Consider the following 18,442-nt stretch of genomic DNA (forward strand, 5'->3'; position numbering starts at 1 on the left):
ACAGCTAGAAAATTAACGCTGCGCGCAGCAATCCGTTTACCACAGGGAGAGGAAGATTTTTTTACTGAGGCATCCCCATTATTTCGGATAGGCGACTAATCCGGCTTGCCGGGGGATGTTTGCGCAGACTATTTCAAACTCTGTTTCTGCCACCGTGTTGTGTGGTATTGCAGTCATCGATGTTTTGTCTTCATCCAGTGAGAGGGAGGTGATGAATTTGCCTTGGTCGCTGTAAGTTACGCCGTGGAGCAGGCCCTGGGTCCGTTCCGCGCAATTCATGATGCGGCGCATTTTCTTTTCCTTGATCATCCTGCCGGAAGTTTCATCTTTGACCGTTGGCTGGAGGTAAACGATTTTTTCCCAAAATTTGACCACCTTGCCGCTACGTTCAAGATTAACCTTGTCGATGGAAAAGGTGATGTTGTCGGAGGAGGTTGGAATGGTCAGCCATTCTTCCGCCGCATACGCCGGGATGTAGGCAGTGAGCGCTAATAGCACCGCCAGGCGTTTGGCCTTCTGCAATAACGGATAGGTATGAAAAGCATGTCTTTCAATTTTATTCAAAGCGGTCATTTCTATGTTGATCCATTTCAAGGACAGAGAGCATGAATTTTTTCCGGAGGAAAATACTCTATTTGTTTCTCGATAACATGCTATCCCGGTTAAGCTGCCTCGGTCCAGTCTGATGCTGTACTCTTGGTTTCAAGGCAAGTAAACTTCGTCCCAGCATGGCCCCGGTTAGAGGCCATGGTTCTTCCAGACAAAAATCCAAGGGTTATTTGTGAAACACATCAATTCTCTTTCGGCGCCAACCGGAAAAATTTTGCCCGACACCTGGCGCGCCGAGGTGGAATCTCAGCTGGCCAACGAAGAGGAGATCCTGGCGTGGCTGGAGATCGATCTCGATGTGCGCCTGCATTTTACCCAGGGCCTGGTGGTCGTGACCAACCGCCGGTTGCTTGCCAAGGGGCTCGAAGAGGCCGCATGGCGAGAGTGGGCTTACCGGAAAGGGCTGACCCTCAAGCGCCATGATCATGCCGGGGTGGGGAGCCTTGAACTGTACGACGACATGGAGCGCCTCGCCAGCTGGCGTTACACTCTTGGGCATAATGTTGCGACACTGCGCCTGGTCGAACACTTCGAGCAGCAACTTGCCGGCGTTCTCGCCGGGCACCCCGTCAGCCGCCCGGCAGAGGCGGTCTGCCCCAGCTGCAAGGCGCCACTCCTGCCGGGTCAGGAAGAGTGCCCCATTTGCACCCGGGAAATCCATGTCCCGCCCTCGACGTGGACGCTGTTCCGTCTGTGGCGCTTTGCCAAACCTTATAACGGACAGCTGCTCGCCGGCTTTCTGCTGACGCTGGCGTCTACTGCGGCCACCCTGGTGCCGCCTTACCTGACCATGCCGCTGATGGACAAGGTGCTGATCCCTTACCAGAACGGCGCTCCCATCGATTATGGCGTGGTGGCTCTCCTGCTTGCGGGGTTGCTGGGGTCCGCGCTGGTGGCATGGAGCCTGGGCTGGGCGCGCACCTACATCCTCGCCCTGGTGAGCGAGCGCATCGGGGCCGACCTGCGCACCACCACCTACGAGCACTTGATGCGGCTCTCCCTGGAATATTTCGGCGGCAAGCGCACCGGCGACCTGATGGCCCGTATCGGCTCCGAGACCGACCGCATCTGCGTGTTCCTTTCGCTGCACTTGCTGGACTTCGCCACCGACGTGCTGATGATCCTCATGACGGCGGCGATCCTGTTCTCGATCAATCCCTGGCTGGCGCTGGTGACCTTGCTCCCGCTGCCATTCATTGCCTGGATGATCCACGTGGTGCGCGACAAGTTGCGCACCGGTTTCGAGAAGATCGACCGGGTCTGGTCGGAAGTGACCAACGTGCTGGCCGATACCATACCCGGTATCCGCGTAGTCAAGGCCTTCGCCCAGGAAAAGCGCGAAGCGGCGCGCTTCCGCGAGGCCAACCAGCACAACCTCGCGGTTAACGACCGGCTGAACAAGATCTGGTCATTGTTCACACCGACCGTCACCCTGCTGACCGAAATCGGATTGCTTGTCGTGTGGGCATTCGGCATCTGGCTGGTCTCGCGCAACGAGATCACGGTGGGTGTGCTGGTCGCTTTCCTGGCCTACATCAGCCGTTTCTATACCCGGCTCGATTCGATGAGCCGCATTGTTTCGGTGACGCAGAAGGCGGCCGCCGGCGCAAAACGCATTTTCGATATTCTCGACCACGTCTCCAGTGTTCCCGAATCGGCCAACCCGGTTCACCTCGATCAGGTGCAAGGGGGAATCGAGATTCGCAACGCGGGCTTTCGTTACGGCAACCGGACGGTTATCCATGGAGTCGACCTGACGATCGCTCCCGGTGAGATGATCGGTCTGGTGGGGCACAGCGGGTCGGGCAAGAGCACCCTGGCCAACCTGATTTGCCGCTTTTACGACGTGTCCGAGGGATCGATCAAGGTCGACGGGGTGGATATCCGCTCCCTCCCTGTATCCGAATATCGGCGCAACATCGGCCTGGTACTGCAGGAACCTTTCCTGTTCTTCGGCACCATTGCCGACAATATCGCCTATGGCAAGCCCGATGCCACCCGGGCGGAAATCGTTGCCGCAGCCCGCGCAGCGCACGCCCACGAGTTCATCCTGCGTTTGCCGCAGGGCTATGATTCCCTGGCCGGCGAGCGCGGCCAAGCCCTGTCTGGCGGCGAGCGCCAGCGCATTTCCATTGCCCGGGCGCTGCTCATCGATCCGCGTATTCTGATCCTCGATGAAGCCACCTCGTCGGTCGATTCTACGACCGAGAAAGAAATCCAGAAAGCCCTGGACAACCTGGTTCAGGGACGAACCACTATTGCCATTGCGCATCGGCTCTCCACCCTGCGTCGCGCCGACCGGCTGGTGGTGCTGGATCGCGGTCAGGTGGTCGAGGTGGGAAGCCATGACGAACTGATGGCTAGTGAGGGCGCCTACTTCCGCCTCTATCAGGCGCAAGCGCGCAACGTGGATACCGATATGGACGACAAGATATGGAATGCCGAGCCCGAAACCAAGGAGGGCGCCGCATGAACAGGACCACTGATTTTAAACTGACTCGTAATGCTTTCGGCAGGCTGGTTTTTACCGGCGCGAAGGGTGAAGTTCATGAAGGTGTAGTACCCGTACACGCTTTTCCCATCACTGCCCCTGCGGAAGGGATTTCGCTGGTTACTGTCGACGGACACGAACTGGCCTGGATCGATCGCCTGATAGATTTGCCGGACGAGTTGCGTATTCTTCTGGAAGAGGAACTGGCGAGCCGGGAATTCATGCCTGAAATTCGCGCCATCCGCCGCGTCTCCAGCTTCGCCACGCCCAGCGCATGGCAGGTGGAAACAGATCGTGGCCTCACCACCTTCATCCTCAAGGGGGAGGATGATATTCGCCGCCTCGCCGCCTCAACCCTGCTTATCGCCGACAGCAACGGGATCCATTTTCTGATCCGGGATATCCAGACGCTGGATCAGGGTAGCAGAAAACTGCTGGACCGGTTCCTGTAGCGCGTTCCACGGCAATAGGTTAGGATTATTTATGTCAATAATCTGAGTCGGCACTGCTTGCGGAATGTCGCAATCGGTTTTGCAGGGTGCAGCATACGCAGCTTGAGAGGGGACTCATGGTAACGAAGAAGACCGGAGGGGACTCGCGGCAGTTGCGTGCGGACGCGGAAACCCAGCTCGCCCTCACGCCTTCTTCTTGCACCAGCCGGTCGTCCCTGCCCGCCGAGGGACTTCTGCACGAACTCCAGGTGTACCAGGTCGAACTGGAGATGCAGAACGAGGAGTTGAGGCAGGCGCATCGCGCCCTGGAGGAGTCCCGTGACCGCTATGTGGATCTCTACGAATTCGCGCCCATCAGCTACTTCACTCTCACCCGTGAGGGCATAATCTCCGAGGCGAACCTGACCGGCGCCTCATTACTGGGAGTGGAGCGCGAAAAACTGCTTCGCCGCCGCTTCGCCAGCTTCGTCATGCCCGAAGACACGGGCCGCTGGCACCGGCATTTTATGAGCTCACTACAGCACGGCGAGGAGCAACGCTGCGAACTGGCCCTCAAGCGCGACGACGGCTCTCTCTTTTATGCCCGTCTGGACACCTTGGGCAGGAATATAAAGGGCGATGCCCCGCTGGTGTTCATTACCCTCGTTGACACTACCGAAAGCAGGAGCGCTGCGATGGCGCTACACCGCAGCGAGGAGATGTTCCGGCGCCTGGCGCAGATATCGCCTGCGGGTATATTTCACGCCGACACCCAAGGAGCATGCGACTATGTCAATGAACGCTGGAGTGAGATTACCGGACTTTCCATCGAGGAATCGCTGGGCGACGGCTGGATGCTCGCCCTGCATAAGGAGGATCGCGAGCGTACATTGGCCCTGTGGCGAGAGGCTATGTCCACCATGCAGCCAAAGCCGATGGAGTGGCGGATGCAGCGGCATGATGGCACTGTGCGCTGGGCCTTTGGTGAGGCTGCAACGGAATTGGACGCGCAGGGGCGCATTGCTGGTTTCATCGGCATTGTTAATGACATTACCGAGCGCAAGCAGGCGGAAATCAAGTTGCGGGAAAGTGAGGAGCGTTATCGCCAGACCCTCCAAACTTCGATAGACGGCTTCTGGATCGCTAGTAGCGATGGACGTATTCTGGATGTGAATGACGCTTATTGCCAGATGATCAGCTATGAGCGCGAAGAACTTCTGAACATGCGCATCCCGGATCTGGAAGCAATGGAAAGCCCGGAGGAGACGGCACGTCATATTCAGGAGGTTCTGACAAAAGGCCATGACCGCTTCGAAACACGCCATCGGCGCAAGGATGGACAAGTGCTGGAGATCGAGATCAGCACCGTCCACCAGCCGGGCGAGGACGGCGGGTATTTCTGCGCATTTTTGCGCGACATCACCAAGAGCAAGCAGGTCGAAGAAGATCTGCGCATCGCCGCCATCGCCTTCGAGTCGCAGGCGGGGGTGATGGTGACCGATGCCAACGGTATCATCGTACGGGTCAATCAGGCCTTCACCCACCTTACCGGTTACAGCGCAGAAGAAGCGGTGGGGCAAACGTCGGCGCTGCTCAAGTCAGGGCGCCACGATCAGGCGTTCTACCAGGGCATGTGGGAAACCCTGAAGCAGAAGGGATACTGGCAGGGCCAAATGTGGAATCGGCGCAAGAACGGTAAGATCTATGCCGAGTGGCTGACTATCACCGCCGTCACCGCGCCCGATGGGCGCATTACCCATTACGTCGGCACCTTTTCCGATATCACGCAGAACCGTGAGGCGGAGGCCGAGATCCACCGCCTGGCCTATTATGACCCGCTTACGCTGTTGCCCAACCGCCGCCTGCTTCAGGACCGGCTGGGCCAAGTGCTGGCGGCCACGGTCCGCAACGGCCATTGCGGCGCGATCCTGTTTCTGGATATGGATAATTTCAAAACGCTTAACGATACGCGCGGCCACGATATTGGTGACTTGCTGCTGGTTGAGGTGGCGCAGCGTCTGAAAACCTGCGTGCGCGGGGTCGATACGGTGGCGCGCCTGGGTGGCGACGAGTTCGTGGTGTTGTTGGAAGACCTGAGCGGAGAATTCGAAGAGGCGGCCGCACAGGCCAAGCTGGTGGGCGACAAGGTGCAAGAGGTTATCGCCCGATCCTACCATCTTAAGGGCTGCGAGTACTATTGCACCACCAGCATAGGGATCAGCCTGTTCCGCGATAACAATGTGACCGTCGATGAGCTGCTCAAGCATGCCGATCTTGCCATGTACCAGTCCAAGAACGCCGGGCGCAATACCCAGCGTTTCTTCGACCCCGCCATGCAGGCTGCGCTGGACGAACACAGCGCGCTGGAGACTGATCTGCGACTAGCCCTGAAGCGCCAGCAGTTGCGGCTCTACTACCAGCCGCAGATGGAGAGCACGCGTGGCCTCGTCGGCGCCGAGGCGTTGTTGCGCTGGGTGCACCCGGAGCGCGGGCTGGTTGAGCCGGGCGACTTCATTTCGATCGCTGAAGAAACCGGGTTCATCCTGCCCATCGGCTACTGGGTGCTGGAAACGGCTTGCGCCCAGCTCAAGGCTTGGGAGGGCAACCCTCGTACACATGAACTGCAGCTTGCTGTCAATGTCAGCGCACGCCAGTTCCGCCAGCCGGATTTTGCCGTGCAGGTACAGCAGGTACTAGCGCAATCCGGTGCCGACCCGACGCGCCTCAAGATCGAATTGACCGAGAGCCTGGTGCTCGATAATGTGAGCGACACTATCATCAAAATGCAGGCACTCAAGGCCATTGGCGTCGGTTTTTCGATGGATGATTTCGGCACCGGTTATTCGTCCTTGTCCTACCTGACGCGGTTGCCGCTCGACCAGCTCAAGATCGACCGGTCGTTCATCCGCGACTTCGGCTCCGACGCCAATGGTGCAGCGATAGTGCAGACCATCATTATCATGGGTAAAACGCTGGGGCTGAACGTGATTGCCGAAGGAGTGGAAACCGTGGCGCAGCGGGATTTTCTTGACCGTAATGGCTGTCATGCCTTCCAGGGTTTCCTGTTCAGTCGACCGCTGCCGCTGGCCGATTTCGAGCAGTTCATGAACCTGAATGCCCGACTTCATTAATCGCAAAGGCGTGAGCGATCGTTTATGCCCACCGGGCGGCTGGATATTGTTTGCAACAAACTGATTGTATTTGTGTAAATATTAGTCATGGGTGAAGCGTGGCGCCAAAAAAAAAGGCGGGGAAATCCCCGCCTTTTTCGTTTCTTGCGCCGGTATTAGTTGGCAGCAGGTGCGGCTTCCATAGCAGCGCCAGCTTTAGCAGCTTTAGCTTTCTTGGCTTTTTTGTGGGCTTTTTTAACTTTTTTGGCAGGCTTGGCCATTTCAGCAGCAGGAGCTTCGGCAGCAGCGGCAGCAGGAGCAGCAGCATCAGCAGCAACAGCGGAGAAGGTAACAGCGGCGAAAGCAGCAGCGATCAGTGCGGACAGAATTTTGCTCATTTTTGGTTCCTTTGATTTAACTAGTTAAGTTTTGAATTCAAGTGACACGATGGCGCGTCCTATCCAATAACGACCGGTTTGTGGCGTGGTTGACAGCCATAGATAAATTATTTCGAGTATTACGAGGTTAAAGCGTTATTTCACGCCATTCGCCCAGAGCCAGGCCGGCGAGGGTCCAGTCGCCGATCTGGTGCCGTATCAGGCGCAACGTGGGAAATCCGACCTTTGCAGTCATGCGCCGTACCTGCCGGTTTTTGCCTTCCCGGATGACGAGTTCGATCCAGCTGGTGGGAATCTGTTTGCGGAAGCGAACCGGTGGCGTGCGTGGCCATAAGTCCGAGGGTTCATCAATGAGGCGGGCCTCGGCAGGGCGGGTGATGAAGTCGCCCAGATCAACCCCACGGCGCAGGCCTTCCAGCGCGGCTTCGTCAGGAATGCCTTCTACCTGAGCCCAATAGGTTTTAGGTAATTTATGGCGAGGGTCGCTGATGCGGTGTTGCAAAGGCCCGTCATCGGTTAAAATGAGCAGTCCTTCGCTATCGGTGTCCAGGCGTCCCGCCGGATAAACACCGGGAAGGGGAATGAATTCTTTCAGCGTGGCATGTTTGCCGTCGCTGCTGAATTGGGTGATGACGCCGTAGGGCTTGTTGAACAGGATAAGTCGGCTCATGGACAACATTATATAGGACGCAATCATGACGCAAAAATTTCAAGTGCCGCAGCAGGGCAGCAAAATTACGGTGAATGCCGATTTTTCCCTGAATGTGCCGGACAATCCGATTATTCCCTTCGTTGAGGGCGACGGCACCGGCGTGGACATTACGCCGGTGATGCGCAAGGTGGTGGATGCGGCGGTAGATAAGTCCTATGGTGGCAAGCGCAAGATCGCCTGGATGGAAATCTATGCCGGCGAGAAAGCCACCAAGGTTTATGATCCCGATACCTGGTTGCCCGATGAAACCGTGCAGGCGATCAGGGAATATGTGGTGTCGATCAAGGGACCCTTGACCACGCCGGTGTCGGGCGGTATCCGCTCGCTCAACGTAGCGCTGCGCCAGATGCTCGATCTCTATGTCTGCCTGCGGCCAGTGCGCTATTTCAAGGGCGTGCCGAGCCCGGTCAAGGAGCCGGAAAAGACCGACATGGTGATTTTCCGTGAGAATACCGAGGATATCTACGCAGGTGTTGAATGGGAAGCCGGTTCACCGGAAGTAAAAAAAGTCATCGAGTTTCTGCAGAAGGAAATGGGTGTGAGCAAAATCCGCTTTCCGGAATCCTCGGCGATCGGCGTCAAGCCGGTGTCGATCGAGGGTAGCGAGAGGCTAGTGCGCAGGGCGATCCAGTACGCCATCGATAATAAGCGCAGCTCGGTGACCCTGGTGCACAAGGGCAACATCATGAAGTTCACCGAGGGCGGCTTCAAGAAGTGGGGCTATGAGCTGGCCCAGCGCGAGTTCGGCGCCGAACTACTGGACGGCGGGCCATGGATGAAATTGCCCAATGGCATCGTGATCAAGGACGTGATTGCCGATGCTTTCCTGCAGCAGATTCTGTTGCGGCCGGACGAATACGACGTGGTTGCTACCCTGAACCTGAACGGGGATTACATTTCCGACGCACTGGCAGCTCAGGTAGGTGGCATCGGCATTGCACCGGGCGCAAATCTTTCCGATAGCGTGGCGATGTTCGAAGCAACTCACGGTACGGCGCCAAAGTATGCCGGCAAAGATTATGTCAATCCCGGTTCTATCATCCTGTCTGCCGAGATGATGCTGCGCCATATGGGATGGATCGAGGCGGCTGATTTAATCGTCAAGTCGATGGAGCAGGCAATCAACGCCAAAACGGTAACCTACGATTTTGCGCGGTTGATGCCCGGTGCGACCCAGGTGTCCTGTTCGGCTTTCGGTCAGGCGATGATAGAGCGGATGTAGATCTTTAGCCTGCTGCTATAGGGTCTTTTGCTGTTTCCGGATCGGTGTCGGAGGATGTGTCGGGTTCAGCAAACGGGGCAACGCCTGCTCCTCGCAGTAAGCTGATTAGATCTTCGGCCACCATACCCAATTCACCACGCAATGCTTCCAGTCGTTCGAGCAGTAAAGTCGCTTGACTGGATTCCAGGTCGATGTGAACCCCATGGTTGCCGGGTCCCATTAATATTTCCTCCTCTTGGGTGATGGATAAACTCTCAGATTTAATTATTAGCACGTTGTTTTGAAAATACCAGAAAATATAATTGGATAAACGGAAAGCGGGCTGCACTCTGAATTATTGTTTCTCCAGATAAATTATGGGGATGGGCTAATTTTTGTAGAAATTGGGTTTACATTTTTTTCTGAATTGGTTTACACTTTAATTGTAAGTTCTTAAGTCCTGGTTTCAAGGAGGTTGTATGCGGTTAAACTGGGTGGTGGGATGCGCGTGCTTCATTGCATCCGCAACAATAGCTGGCGAGATCGGTCAGGCTCAGAGCCAGACGGACCAGGCTGGAGGCATTGCGCTTCAGGCCGAGGCTAGCCTAACGAACGAAGATACGCGGGCCGCCTACCGCCATTCCGGGCTTAACCTGCTTTCGTCCTCAGCGATAGTTGTGGATCAGAAGACCGGTCGTACGCTGTTCGGAAAAAATACCGATGCGCGCATGCCGATTGCCTCCATCACCAAGTTGATGACAGCGATGGTGGTGCTGGACGCGCAACTGCCCCTCGATGAGAAAATCGTCATCAGCAATGAAGACAGGGACTCGTTGAAAGGGACGCACTCCCGGATCAAGGTCGGTACGAAGATGAGCCGTCAGCTTGCCCTGCAACTGGCGCTGATGTCCTCAGAGAATCGTGCAGCGGCGGCTTTAGGTCGTGATTATCCCGGCGGTTTACCGGCTTTTGTCGTTGCGATGAACCGCAAGGCCGCGAGTCTTGGCATGTCGCACACCCAGTTTGTCGATTCTACCGGCCTCAACAGCAATAATGTTTCGACCGCGCTGGATCTGGTCAAGATGGTCAACGCTGCTTACGCTTACCCATTGATTAGTGAAATGACCACCACGGGCTTCTATGATGTGGAGATGCGCGGTGGGCCGCGCCGGGTTCAGTTCAAGAACACCAACATGCTGGTGCGAAACAAGACCTGGGAGATAGGTCTTTCCAAAACCGGCTTTATTAACGAGGCCGGCCATTGCCTGGTGATGCAGGCGAATATCGCGAATCGGCCGATGGTGATTGTGCTGCTCGATTCCTGGGGCAAGTTGTCGCGTGTCGGCGATGCTCAGCGCATCAAGAAATGGATAAAAGAAGCAAGGGTGCCAGGCACCGCTTCGGCTAGTTGAATTATTTAAAATATTAAAAGGCCCGGCAGATTCTGCCGGGCCTTTTTGTTTTCAGCGGGGTGAAATCTGCTTGCTGAGTGCGATGGCGAATCTATGCTTGTTGAGGGCGGGCTACCTTATCGGGTGCCGAGTCGGGTTAGTTCATCCGCGGTGTTGAGGTTGAGAAAAGCCTGTTCGTCGTCGAATGGCACTTCGACGCGCCTAAGCATGGATTGCCATTCCCCGACCCGCCGACCACCCCGTGCGAGGAAATTTTCCAGGCCGGGTAAAAGGTTGTGCCGGCACAGGCAAACTGCCCGGTGAACCTGCCCACCGCAAACCGGGATGGCAATGTCTGCGCCGCTTTCTTCGAGCGCGACAGTCAGTCGCCCAACCAGATCGTCAGGCAGAAAAGGGGTGTCGCATGGTACGCTTAGAATCAGCGGGTGAGCGGCTTCGGTCATGGCGCGGAGCAGCCCGGCAAGCGGACCCTGAAAGTCTGGGGATGGGTCAGGCAGCACCGGGTGACCGAAGAGGCGGTATTGGTCAAGGTTGCGGTTGGCACTGATCAACAGTTCATCGACCTGTGGCGCTATGCGTTCCAGTACCCAGGTAGCCAGGGGGCGACCGTTCATGAGAGCCAACCCTTTGTCGACGCCACCCATACGCTTGGCTTGGCCTCCGGCCAGAATGACGGCGGTAATCTTTGATTGTTCTTTAGTCATTGCGGAACTGTTTATCAAATGGTTAACCGGAATGAGCAGATGTTAGCAAGTCTTTCGTTTGCCGCCTAGTTGACGGGGAGCAAGTCAGCATCCCTATCCTTTCGGTCGTTGCTAAGACGTTGCCAGCGCCTCGAAGCCGGAGACAACGTCGAATAACTCCTCGTCTATTCCGCTCTGACGAAGGCGGTGAAACGTTCGGTTCAGGTCCTCCAGCAGTTCGTCGATATTTTTTTCAGCGCGTTGCATCGCAGCCAGACGGCTGGCGTTTTCGCTTGCCAGGGATTCGGCGCATGCCCTGAAAAGCGAGACGAATAGATATTCTCGGACCAACGCCAGAAGCGTCTGTTCTCGGTTATTCATGACCTCGGGCAAACTTTTGGTCGGCCAGTGGATTGCCGTCAAATCATTCCGCCACACGCTGTCCAGGGGAAGCAGACGTTGACTCACCGGGGTGTAAATCGCCCCAGACCTGGGACGCTGATGAAAAAGGTAAACCTGCGCGATTTCGCCATTGTCGCGCTGGGCTTCCATTTCTATCAGTATTTGTCCTATGAGCGGTGTAATCGCGTTAATGGAATTCGGCAGAGTGAAGCTTTTCCCCGGCATCAGGTCGGTATCCGCGAGGCGAGACTGAATGCGCTCGCCGACCGCCCAGACCATCTTTTTGCCAGGCAAGCTTCCCAGCGTCTGCACGACAAATTCCACCATCACATCATTGAATTGACCTACCAGTCCCTGGTCGGAACCGAACACGACTGCGCCTATCGTTCCTGCTTCCTTCTGCTCCGGTCGCTTCGTTGCACCAGCGGAATCACCCTGCCGGAAACACGCGACCAAGCCCAGTTGCACGGTCCGATAATAATCATCCAGGGAGCGCACCGCATTCTCGTATTGCCCGATACTCGACGCGGCCATGGCCTTCATCGTGCGCACCACGGATTCGAGCTCTCCGGCACTGGCGATCTTGTGACGCAGGCTGGCCGCGGTGTCGCTCATGACTTCTCCCGGAGTGCTGCCTTGGGCTCAGACTTGGTATCATCCGGTTTTGCTCCAGCCTTCAACTTCGGCTCAGCCTGGGGCACAGGTTGTGTATCTTCTTCGGTCCCATGATCCAAATCAGGCTTGGATTCCGGTCTGGGCGTGAACTCTTCGAGCGCTTGGCGAGCGATTGCTATGATTGTTTTGCGATCTTCGTTGCTCAACTTTTCGGCACTGTCAAATCTCGTGCACACCTCGGCTGGAATATCCACCGCGGCCTCGCGCACGGCATTCTCGGCGTCGGTCATCTGGGCTAGCGGCACATCATCGAAGAGTCCTGCAGTCAACGCCAGCAGCACGGCAATTTGCGCGGGCACGGAAACCGGAGCGAATTCGGGCTGCTTGAGGCAGGCACGGATCCGTCGTCCATGCTCGATGATCTTGCGGGTATCTTCATCCAGCCGGGCGCCGAAGCGGGAAAAGGTTTCCAATTCCTCGAACTGGGCGTAGGCCAGCTTGAGATCGCCCGCCACGGCGCGGTAGGCTGCGCGTTGCGCCTTGCCGCCGACGCGTGAGACGGATTTGCCGACATCGACTGCGGGCAGCACACCCAATTCGAATAACGATGGTGAGAGGTAAATCTGCCCATCCGTAATGGAAATCAGGTTGGTCGGAATGTAGGCGGAAATATCCTGCGCTTCAGTTTCGATGATGGGCAGCGCCGTCAGCGATCCGCCGCCGAGTTCCGGGCGCAAGTGCGTTGCGCGCTCCAGCAGCCGCGAGTGGATGTAGAAGATGTCGCCGGGAAAAGCCTCCCGGCCGGGAGGGCGACGCAGCAGCAGAGACAACTCGCGATAGGCGCGCGCATGGTGCGTGAGGTCATCGTAAACAACCAGCACGTCACGGCCTTGTTCCATGAAATGCTCCGCGATGCTGGTTGCGGCATAGGGTGCAACGTAGGCGAGGCCGGGTGGATCGTTGCCTTCGGTAACGACCACGATGGTGTAATCCATCGCGCCTTTTTCGCGCAGAGAGGCGATGACTTTAGCCACGCCGGATGCGCGCTGGCCGATAGCGCAATAAACGCACAGCACATTCTGATCGCGTTGATTGAGTATCGCATCGAGCGCGATTGCGGTCTTGCCGGTCTGCCGGTCGCCGAGTATCAGTTCGCGCTGGCCGCGCCCGATGGGGATGAGCGCATCGATAACCTTGATGCCGGTTTGCAAGGGCACGGTGACGGGAGCTCGATCCATGATGTGCGCAGCAGGGCGTTCGACGGGCCGGCGCAGGCTGGAAGCCAGCGGACCCTTGCCGTCCAGAGGCCGGCCCAGTGGATTGATAATGCGTCCGATCAATCCGTCTCCCACCGGCACGTCCATCACGTGCCCCCTGCGTTCGACTTCATCGCCCGCATGTAACTGCCAGTAGTCGCCCAACAGAACGACGCCGATTTCATCTTCATCGACGTTGAAAGCAATGCCATACACTTCGCCGGGAAACTTCAGCACCTCCTCGAAACCCACGCAGGGGAGGCCGGAAACTTTTGCGATGCCGGTGGCAATGCTGGTGATCGTACCCACTTCACGTAGCGTCAGTTGCGGCGTGTAGGCTTCCCGCGCTTGGCTCATTCCCGAAAACGCGCTGTCGAAAACGTTCTGGAGGCTCTCAGGTTCCGTGTTCATTGGTTTTTTGCTCGGTCCTGGTTTCGGATCTGGGTTGTGTTTTTAGCAGTGAGTCGGCAGCCTTGCCCAGCGACGCGAGATAATCCGCGATGCTCCACGCTATTTTTTGCCCATCCGTGCTGATCTCGATGCCGCTGACCAGATCCACCGCGGCCTCGAAACGGACGTCGATGTCAGCCGAGAAGGTTTCGTTGAGCGCATTCCGAATTGCCGCGCGTTGCTCTTCGGGCAGGTCAAACGCGCTACGTACCAGCGCGGGGCTAGACGCTGCCCCGAGGGCTGCGGCGAAGTCTTCCTTAGCCTGGCTGTCCATTTCCCGCAAACGGCGCATGAATACGTCGGCCATGCGTTCTTCCAGGCTTGCCCCGGCCAGATCTGCCAGCGCCTTGCGAGCAATGGCAAATACCTCCTCCCGTGCACGACGGGTAAGTGCTTCGCTCAAATGCTGCTGTTCGCTTATCAGCGCCTCCTGTCGCTTGGCGCTCAAAACGTCGGCCGCCTGCCGCGCTTCGTCAAGAATCCGCTGACGCTCGGCTTTCGCCTCGTCCGTCGCCTGACTCAAAAGTGCCGCGCGCTGCTGGTCGAACGCGTCATTCTTGTGCTGGAACTCGTCGCGCTCCTTCTTGGCTTCAGCTTTTTTCGCGTCGGCGTCAGCCAGTTCCTTGGCGATTCGCTTCTCCCGCGCGTCGATGGCGTTGAGGATAGGCTGGTAAAGAAAGCGCTTCATCAACCACACCAGAATCAGGAAGTTGACGACTTGCGCAATCACAGTAAACCAGTCGATCAGCATGGCTTACTTCCCGGCGGCTTGGGCGATGACGTGATTCCAGAACGGATTGGCGAAGATGAGTATCATCGAGACCACGAAGCAGTAGATGGCAACGGACTCGACCATTGCCAGGCCCACAAACAAGGTGCGTGTAATCGTTGCCGCTGCATCGGGCTGTTGCGCCAGAGAAGTCAATGCCGTGGCGACCGCACGACCTTCACCGAGTGCCGGACCAATACTCCCTACTGCGATTGTCAGTCCGGCGGTAATAATCGATGCAACCGCGATAATCGTCATGCTATCCATGGTCTTTCCTTTCTTTGTCGAAGTTCATTTTTCATTGGGTTCAGGCCTGGTATTGCGGGAGCGCGTCGCCGCCGCGATGTAAACCGCGGCCAGGATGCTGAAGATGTAGGCCTGTACCATGCCGGTCAGCAGTCCGAGCACACTCATCGCAATCGGAAAAACGAAAGGCGTGATGGTTAGCAAAATGGCCAGTATCATCGTCCCGCTCATCATGTTGCCAAACAGACGAGCGGCCAGGGCCAGAGTGCGCGAGAGCTCACTGATGATGTTGAACGGCAACATGATGAACGTCGGTTTTAGATAGGCTCTGAGGTATTCACCCAACCCGCTCTTCTCGATGCCGAATAATGGCACAGCTACAAACACACAGATCGCCAGTGCCGTAGTGGTTGAGAGCGAACCGGTCGGCGGCTCATAGCCGGGAACGATGGTAAAGAGACTCGCCATCGCCACAAACAGGAACAAGGTACCTAGAAATCCAATATATTTCTGCGGTTGGCTCAGGCCAACTTCTGCAATTTGTTTCGTTATCCCGGTGACGACAATTTCAAGCAGATTCTGCCAGCGGGAACGTTGCAGGCCCGTGGACAGTCTGCTGGTAACGAGTTTTGAGCCCACCGACAGCACCAACATCAGCCCCCACGTGAAAGCGATGGTGGCATTGAGCTTGAAAACCCCCTGTTGCCAAAAGATGATGTCGTCGGGACTAAGGTGCATGACTGGCCTCCTGTGCCAATTGGCAGCTCTGCGTCGCTACCCGGGTGAGCCGAGTCACGATCAGGCGCGCGATGACAAATCCGAGCAGGGCTGCCAGCAAGCGCTGCCAATTTTCCCCCGAGATAAAATAGAATCCCAATAGAACCACAAACGTCCGCAACAGCATGCTGCCGATGAACCAAAGCGCTGGCCGTCTGGATGAAACGCCATGTTGAACTGTCCACCACAGGCCGCCGAAAAAAAACGCTCCGAGAAAAATCCCCGCCCCCAATGCGAACATCAGATTCAATGGCTCATTCATTATCTTTCTCCTCTGGCTCGTGAATTTCCCTGTCTTCCTTGGCCACCCAATGCCATGCGTTGAAGCAGCCCAACCCCAAGCCGAGGGCCAGCAGCATCAGTGTCCAGGAGCGTCCCCCGGGATAGTGCTGGTCCAGCCAGATGCCAAGTGCTGCGCCGAGCAGTGTGGGCAATGCCACCGACCAGCCCACCAGACCCATCATGCCCAGGCCTGACCAGACGGTCTGCGTGACATGGCGTTGCGCCTCAATCTTGCGCGCCGCCTTTTCGCCCACTTGAAGGCTGAATTCCGTTTCGCCAGAAGCGGATTTATTTTTCGGATTTTCAGTCATGATGGAACGCCGCAAAGCGGCGAACAAATCCGCTCTCCAGTTTTGCCAGCACCGAGCGCACGCTTTTCTCCTGCTCGTCCAGATTCAGAAACTCTTGCTCGACAGCCGCGCGCAGCTTGCCGAGATCGGTTCCGCCGATCGCATTGCGCACTGAAACCAGCACGTCGGCGCCGGTTTTTACCAGGACGCCTTCATCGACGGCAATGCAAACCTCTCCTTCAGATTCTGTCTCGAAAACCAGTATTCCCGGCGCTAGCGCAGCCACGCAATCAAGCCGGCGGGGCAGGAGTCCGAACGAACCATCACGTGACTCCGCGACGATGCGCGACACGCCGGTTTTCTCGGCGAAGATTTTAAAGGGCAGGAGTATCTTAAGATTCATGCGCGCTGGTTGCATGTTCCCTCTCCGCTTTAGGTTCCTGCTCGGGTTCAGGTTCGGATTTGATTTTTGCCTTCGCTTCGTCAATGGTGCCGATCATGTACAGCGCACTTTCGGGAACGTCCTTGAACTCGTCGCGCAAGATGCGCTCGCAACCATCCAGCGCATCCTTGAGGCTGACGAGCTTGCCATTAAGGCCAGTAAACTGCTCGGTGGTAAAAAAAGGCTGGGTTAGGAAACGCTCCAGCCGCCTCGCGCGAGAAACCACGTTGTGATCCTCCGGCGACAGTTGTTCCATGCCCAGCATCGCGATGATGTCTTTCAGATCCGCGTATTGCGCCAGGGTGCGCCGGATTTCCTGGGCGAGGGCATAATGCCGTTCGCCGATAATGCCGGGCGTGGCCATTTTGGAACTGGACTGCAACGGGTCGATGGCCGGGTAAAGCCCCTCGCTCGCCCGCTTGCGCGACAGCACGATGGATGCGGAAAGGTGCGAGAAGGTGTGCACTGCCGCCGGATCGGTAAAATCGTCCGCCGGTACATATACCGCCTGAATCGAGGTAATCGCACCGGTATCGGTATTGGCGATGCGCTCTTCCAGTTGCGCCAGCTCGGTGCCCATGGTCGGCTGATAACCCAGACGTGCCGGCATCTGCCCCATCAAGCCGGACACCTCCATGCCAGCCTGGATAAAGCGAAAAATATTATCGATCAGCAGCAGCACGTCGCGATGCTCGTCGTCGCGGAAATACTCGGCCATCGTCAGCGCAGCATGGCCGACGCGGAAACGGGCGCCAGGGGGTTCGTTCATCTGCCCGAACACCATCACCATGTTCGGCAGCACACCTGCCGCTTGCATATCGCGATAGAGTTCCTCCCCTTCACGGCAGCGTTCGCCGATGCCGCAAAAAATACTCACGCCTTCCTGTTGCCCGACCATGTTGTGGATCATCTCGGTGAGCAACACCGTCTTGCCCACGCCCGCACCGCCAAACAAGCCCGCTTTGCCGCCGCGTTCCAGCGGCATCAGCACATCGATGACCTTGATCCCCGTCTCGAACAGCTCGGATTTTGTGGAACGCCGCGCCAGGGACGGTGGCGCACGATGGACCGAGCGCCACTGGACATCCGACGGAGCCGGCTGGCGGTCGATGGCGTTGCCGAAAACGTCGAACATGCGTGAGAGAATTTCCTTGCCGACCGGCGCCTTCAACGGTCCGCCCGTGTCCTCCACTGCCATGCCGCGGGCGAGTCCCTGGGTGGGGGTCAGCGCAATCCCGCGTACGCGATGTGCGTCGAGCTGCGCTAGAACCTCGATGGCAATTGTCCCCTCCATCGCGTGCAATAAGGAGTAGATGGACGGCAACCGCTTCTCAAACCTGATGTCCACGACACTGCCGCGGACCGAGACAACCGTGCCGAAGTTTGGAGAACTGGATTTGCTATTCAATATCCACCCCTTTATCTATATCCACTCTCCGGCTTTAACCTGCCAATTGCGCTGCAATATCGTCCAAGGCTGTGTGCATCGCCGCCAAAATAAGCGCATCTGCGGCACGCTGGTCAATCTCCGGAATATCCCAATCGAATATCGTGCGATATTTTTCAACCAGGCTGCGCATATCCGCAACGATTTTACTGCGGTGCGCATTCAGTTCCAGTTGTTCCATTTTGCTCATGGGTGTTTCCTCTTTGAACAATAAACGGTTGCGCTGTGCCCCATCATTTTCAGCATAGTCAGCGCGATATCCCCAAATAGGGTGATGTCGGTATAGGCATCGGTTGTAAAGGTCACTAGCATACAACTCTCTTCGAATGAATAATTTAGTATCTGCTTGTGCTCGCGTTCTTAAGCACACCTTCAACGCGTGTTGACGCTTTGCAGCTTTCGAGAATATGCGTCATTGC

At 56.9% G+C, this 18,442-nt stretch carries 20 protein-coding genes and 1 pseudogene; 5 read left to right on the forward strand and 16 right to left on the reverse strand.

The features are described 5' to 3' along the window. Positions 1–78: 78 nt before the first annotated feature. Entirely contained in the window at positions 79–573 is a 495-nt protein-coding gene (locus SCD_RS03395; protein ID WP_009206528.1) for a surface-adhesin E family protein, read from the reverse strand. A gap of 217 nt (positions 574–790) precedes the next feature. Here SCD_RS03395 and SCD_RS03400 point away from each other — a divergent pair, with 217 nt between their 5' ends. The 3 genes from SCD_RS03400 (at position 791) to SCD_RS03410 (ending at position 6,662) form a co-directional block, all read left to right on the forward strand. Next, positions 791–3,082 carry a cyanophycin metabolism-associated ABC transporter gene (locus tag SCD_RS03400; RefSeq protein ID WP_041673655.1) on the forward strand — a complete coding sequence of 764 codons (2,292 nt, stop codon included), beginning with the start codon at positions 791–793 and terminating at the stop codon, positions 3,080–3,082. Further along, positions 3,079–3,552: a cyanophycin metabolism-associated DUF1854 family protein gene (locus tag SCD_RS03405; RefSeq protein ID WP_009206526.1), complete on the forward strand. Its 474-nt coding sequence runs from the start codon at positions 3,079–3,081 to the stop codon at positions 3,550–3,552. Before SCD_RS03400 ends, SCD_RS03405 begins: the two co-directional genes overlap by 4 nt. A gap of 116 nt (positions 3,553–3,668) precedes the next feature. Next, positions 3,669–6,662 (forward strand): PAS domain S-box protein, encoded by a 2,994-nt coding sequence (locus tag SCD_RS03410; protein ID WP_009206525.1) that lies wholly within the window; start codon positions 3,669–3,671, stop codon positions 6,660–6,662. 155 nt (positions 6,663–6,817) lie between these two features. Here the strand turns inward: SCD_RS03410 and SCD_RS03415 are convergent, their stop codons facing one another. Both SCD_RS03415 and SCD_RS03420 read right to left on the reverse strand, forming a co-directional pair. Continuing rightward, a complete protein-coding gene (locus SCD_RS03415) occupies positions 6,818–7,039 on the reverse strand; it encodes a hypothetical protein (RefSeq protein WP_009206524.1) in 222 nt (73 codons plus the stop codon). 127 nt (positions 7,040–7,166) lie between these two features. After that, positions 7,167–7,709, reverse strand: a complete 543-nt coding sequence (locus SCD_RS03420) for an rRNA large subunit pseudouridine synthase E (RefSeq protein ID WP_009206523.1) — start codon at positions 7,707–7,709, stop codon at positions 7,167–7,169. A gap of 25 nt (positions 7,710–7,734) precedes the next feature. On the opposite strand from SCD_RS03420, the gene icd reads away from it, so the two are divergent. Then, positions 7,735–8,973, forward strand: a complete 1,239-nt coding sequence (gene icd / locus SCD_RS03425; RefSeq protein ID WP_009206522.1) for an NADP-dependent isocitrate dehydrogenase — start codon at positions 7,735–7,737, stop codon at positions 8,971–8,973. A 4-nt stretch (positions 8,974–8,977) separates the two neighbouring features. Here icd and SCD_RS03430 read toward each other — a convergent pair whose 3' ends face one another. Continuing rightward, positions 8,978–9,301 (reverse strand): hypothetical protein, encoded by a 324-nt coding sequence (locus SCD_RS03430; RefSeq protein ID WP_148290733.1) that lies wholly within the window; start codon positions 9,299–9,301, stop codon positions 8,978–8,980. A gap of 130 nt (positions 9,302–9,431) precedes the next feature. Between SCD_RS03430 and pbpG the strand changes: the two genes are divergently transcribed. Next, positions 9,432–10,364, forward strand: coding sequence for a D-alanyl-D-alanine endopeptidase (gene pbpG / locus SCD_RS03435; RefSeq protein WP_009206520.1), 933 nt, complete (start codon positions 9,432–9,434; stop codon positions 10,362–10,364). Between the two features lie 116 nt (positions 10,365–10,480). On the opposite strand, the gene mobA is transcribed toward pbpG, so the two are convergent. The 12 genes and pseudogenes from mobA to SCD_RS16335 all read right to left on the reverse strand — a co-directional run. Continuing rightward, complete coding sequence (gene mobA / locus SCD_RS03440; RefSeq protein WP_021035766.1) at positions 10,481–11,068, reverse strand: molybdenum cofactor guanylyltransferase MobA; 588 nt, start codon at positions 11,066–11,068, stop codon at positions 10,481–10,483. Positions 11,069–11,179: 111 nt separating this feature from the next. Continuing rightward, positions 11,180–12,064, reverse strand: a complete 885-nt coding sequence (locus SCD_RS03445; RefSeq protein WP_009206517.1) for a F0F1 ATP synthase subunit gamma — start codon at positions 12,062–12,064, stop codon at positions 11,180–11,182. After that, positions 12,061–13,731, reverse strand: coding sequence for an alternate F1F0 ATPase, F1 subunit alpha (locus SCD_RS03450; protein WP_009206516.1), 1,671 nt, complete (start codon positions 13,729–13,731; stop codon positions 12,061–12,063). Before SCD_RS03450 ends, SCD_RS03445 begins: the two co-directional genes overlap by 4 nt. Next, positions 13,715–14,521 (reverse strand): F0F1 ATP synthase subunit delta, encoded by an 807-nt coding sequence (locus tag SCD_RS03455; protein ID WP_009206515.1) that lies wholly within the window; start codon positions 14,519–14,521, stop codon positions 13,715–13,717. Before SCD_RS03455 ends, SCD_RS03450 begins: the two co-directional genes overlap by 17 nt. Before the next feature lie 3 nt (positions 14,522–14,524). Continuing rightward, positions 14,525–14,806: a F0F1 ATP synthase subunit C gene (locus SCD_RS03460; RefSeq protein WP_009206514.1), complete on the reverse strand. Its 282-nt coding sequence runs from the start codon at positions 14,804–14,806 to the stop codon at positions 14,525–14,527. 24 nt (positions 14,807–14,830) lie between these two features. Beyond that, on the reverse strand, positions 14,831–15,523 hold the full coding sequence (locus SCD_RS03465; protein ID WP_009206513.1) for a F0F1 ATP synthase subunit A: 693 nt from the start codon (positions 15,521–15,523) through the stop codon (positions 14,831–14,833). Next, positions 15,513–15,824 carry an ATP synthase subunit I gene (locus tag SCD_RS03470; protein ID WP_009206512.1) on the reverse strand — a complete coding sequence of 104 codons (312 nt, stop codon included), beginning with the start codon at positions 15,822–15,824 and terminating at the stop codon, positions 15,513–15,515. The genes SCD_RS03465 and SCD_RS03470 overlap by 11 nt, the downstream gene beginning before the upstream one ends. Then, the gene (locus SCD_RS03475) at positions 15,817–16,155 is read right to left on the reverse strand and encodes an AtpZ/AtpI family protein (protein WP_009206511.1); all 339 of its coding nucleotides are present in this window, start codon (positions 16,153–16,155) and stop codon (positions 15,817–15,819) included. The genes SCD_RS03470 and SCD_RS03475 overlap by 8 nt, the downstream gene beginning before the upstream one ends. Then, on the reverse strand, positions 16,148–16,552 hold the full coding sequence (locus tag SCD_RS03480; RefSeq protein WP_009206510.1) for a F0F1 ATP synthase subunit epsilon: 405 nt from the start codon (positions 16,550–16,552) through the stop codon (positions 16,148–16,150). The genes SCD_RS03475 and SCD_RS03480 overlap by 8 nt, the downstream gene beginning before the upstream one ends. Then, positions 16,527–17,984, reverse strand: a complete 1,458-nt coding sequence (gene atpD / locus SCD_RS03485; protein ID WP_009206509.1) for a F0F1 ATP synthase subunit beta — start codon at positions 17,982–17,984, stop codon at positions 16,527–16,529. Before atpD ends, SCD_RS03480 begins: the two co-directional genes overlap by 26 nt. Positions 17,985–18,018: 34 nt before the next feature. Beyond that, entirely contained in the window at positions 18,019–18,213 is a 195-nt protein-coding gene (locus tag SCD_RS03490; protein WP_009206508.1) for a hypothetical protein, read from the reverse strand. Positions 18,214–18,236: 23 nt separating this feature from the next. Further along, positions 18,237–18,335 (reverse strand): annotated as a pseudogene (locus SCD_RS16335) (DUF1840 family protein); the annotation flags it as partial. Positions 18,336–18,442 lie beyond the last annotated feature (107 nt).

This window comes from Sulfuricella denitrificans skB26, from assembly GCF_000297055.2.
GTDB classification, from domain to species: Bacteria; Pseudomonadota; Gammaproteobacteria; order Burkholderiales; family Sulfuricellaceae; genus Sulfuricella; species Sulfuricella denitrificans.

What these genes read in the sequence shown, in the direction of transcription:
- SCD_RS03460 (WP_009206514.1), bottom strand. Translation starts at nt 14,806, where the DNA reads ATGGATAGCATGACGATTATCGCGGTTGCATCGATTATTACCGCCGGA.
- SCD_RS03410 (WP_009206525.1), top strand. Translation starts at nt 3,669, where the DNA reads ATGGTAACGAAGAAGACCGGAGGGGACTCGCGGCAGTTGCGTGCGGAC.
- SCD_RS03490 (WP_009206508.1), bottom strand. Translation starts at nt 18,213, where the DNA reads ATGAGCAAAATGGAACAACTGGAACTGAATGCGCACCGCAGTAAAATC.
- SCD_RS03470 (WP_009206512.1), bottom strand. Translation starts at nt 15,824, where the DNA reads ATGAATGAGCCATTGAATCTGATGTTCGCATTGGGGGCGGGGATTTTT.
- SCD_RS03420 (WP_009206523.1), bottom strand. Translation starts at nt 7,709, where the DNA reads ATGAGCCGACTTATCCTGTTCAACAAGCCCTACGGCGTCATCACCCAA.
- pbpG (WP_009206520.1), top strand. Translation starts at nt 9,432, where the DNA reads ATGCGGTTAAACTGGGTGGTGGGATGCGCGTGCTTCATTGCATCCGCA.
- mobA (WP_021035766.1), bottom strand. Translation starts at nt 11,068, where the DNA reads ATGACTAAAGAACAATCAAAGATTACCGCCGTCATTCTGGCCGGAGGC.
- SCD_RS03415 (WP_009206524.1), bottom strand. Translation starts at nt 7,039, where the DNA reads ATGAGCAAAATTCTGTCCGCACTGATCGCTGCTGCTTTCGCCGCTGTT.
- SCD_RS03465 (WP_009206513.1), bottom strand. Translation starts at nt 15,523, where the DNA reads ATGCACCTTAGTCCCGACGACATCATCTTTTGGCAACAGGGGGTTTTC.
- SCD_RS03405 (WP_009206526.1), top strand. Translation starts at nt 3,079, where the DNA reads ATGAACAGGACCACTGATTTTAAACTGACTCGTAATGCTTTCGGCAGG.
- icd (WP_009206522.1), top strand. Translation starts at nt 7,735, where the DNA reads ATGACGCAAAAATTTCAAGTGCCGCAGCAGGGCAGCAAAATTACGGTG.
- SCD_RS03445 (WP_009206517.1), bottom strand. Translation starts at nt 12,064, where the DNA reads ATGAGCGACACCGCGGCCAGCCTGCGTCACAAGATCGCCAGTGCCGGA.
- SCD_RS03395 (WP_009206528.1), bottom strand. Translation starts at nt 573, where the DNA reads ATGACCGCTTTGAATAAAATTGAAAGACATGCTTTTCATACCTATCCG.
- SCD_RS03455 (WP_009206515.1), bottom strand. Translation starts at nt 14,521, where the DNA reads ATGCTGATCGACTGGTTTACTGTGATTGCGCAAGTCGTCAACTTCCTG.
- SCD_RS03475 (WP_009206511.1), bottom strand. Translation starts at nt 16,155, where the DNA reads ATGACTGAAAATCCGAAAAATAAATCCGCTTCTGGCGAAACGGAATTC.
- SCD_RS03450 (WP_009206516.1), bottom strand. Translation starts at nt 13,731, where the DNA reads ATGAACACGGAACCTGAGAGCCTCCAGAACGTTTTCGACAGCGCGTTT.
- SCD_RS03480 (WP_009206510.1), bottom strand. Translation starts at nt 16,552, where the DNA reads ATGCAACCAGCGCGCATGAATCTTAAGATACTCCTGCCCTTTAAAATC.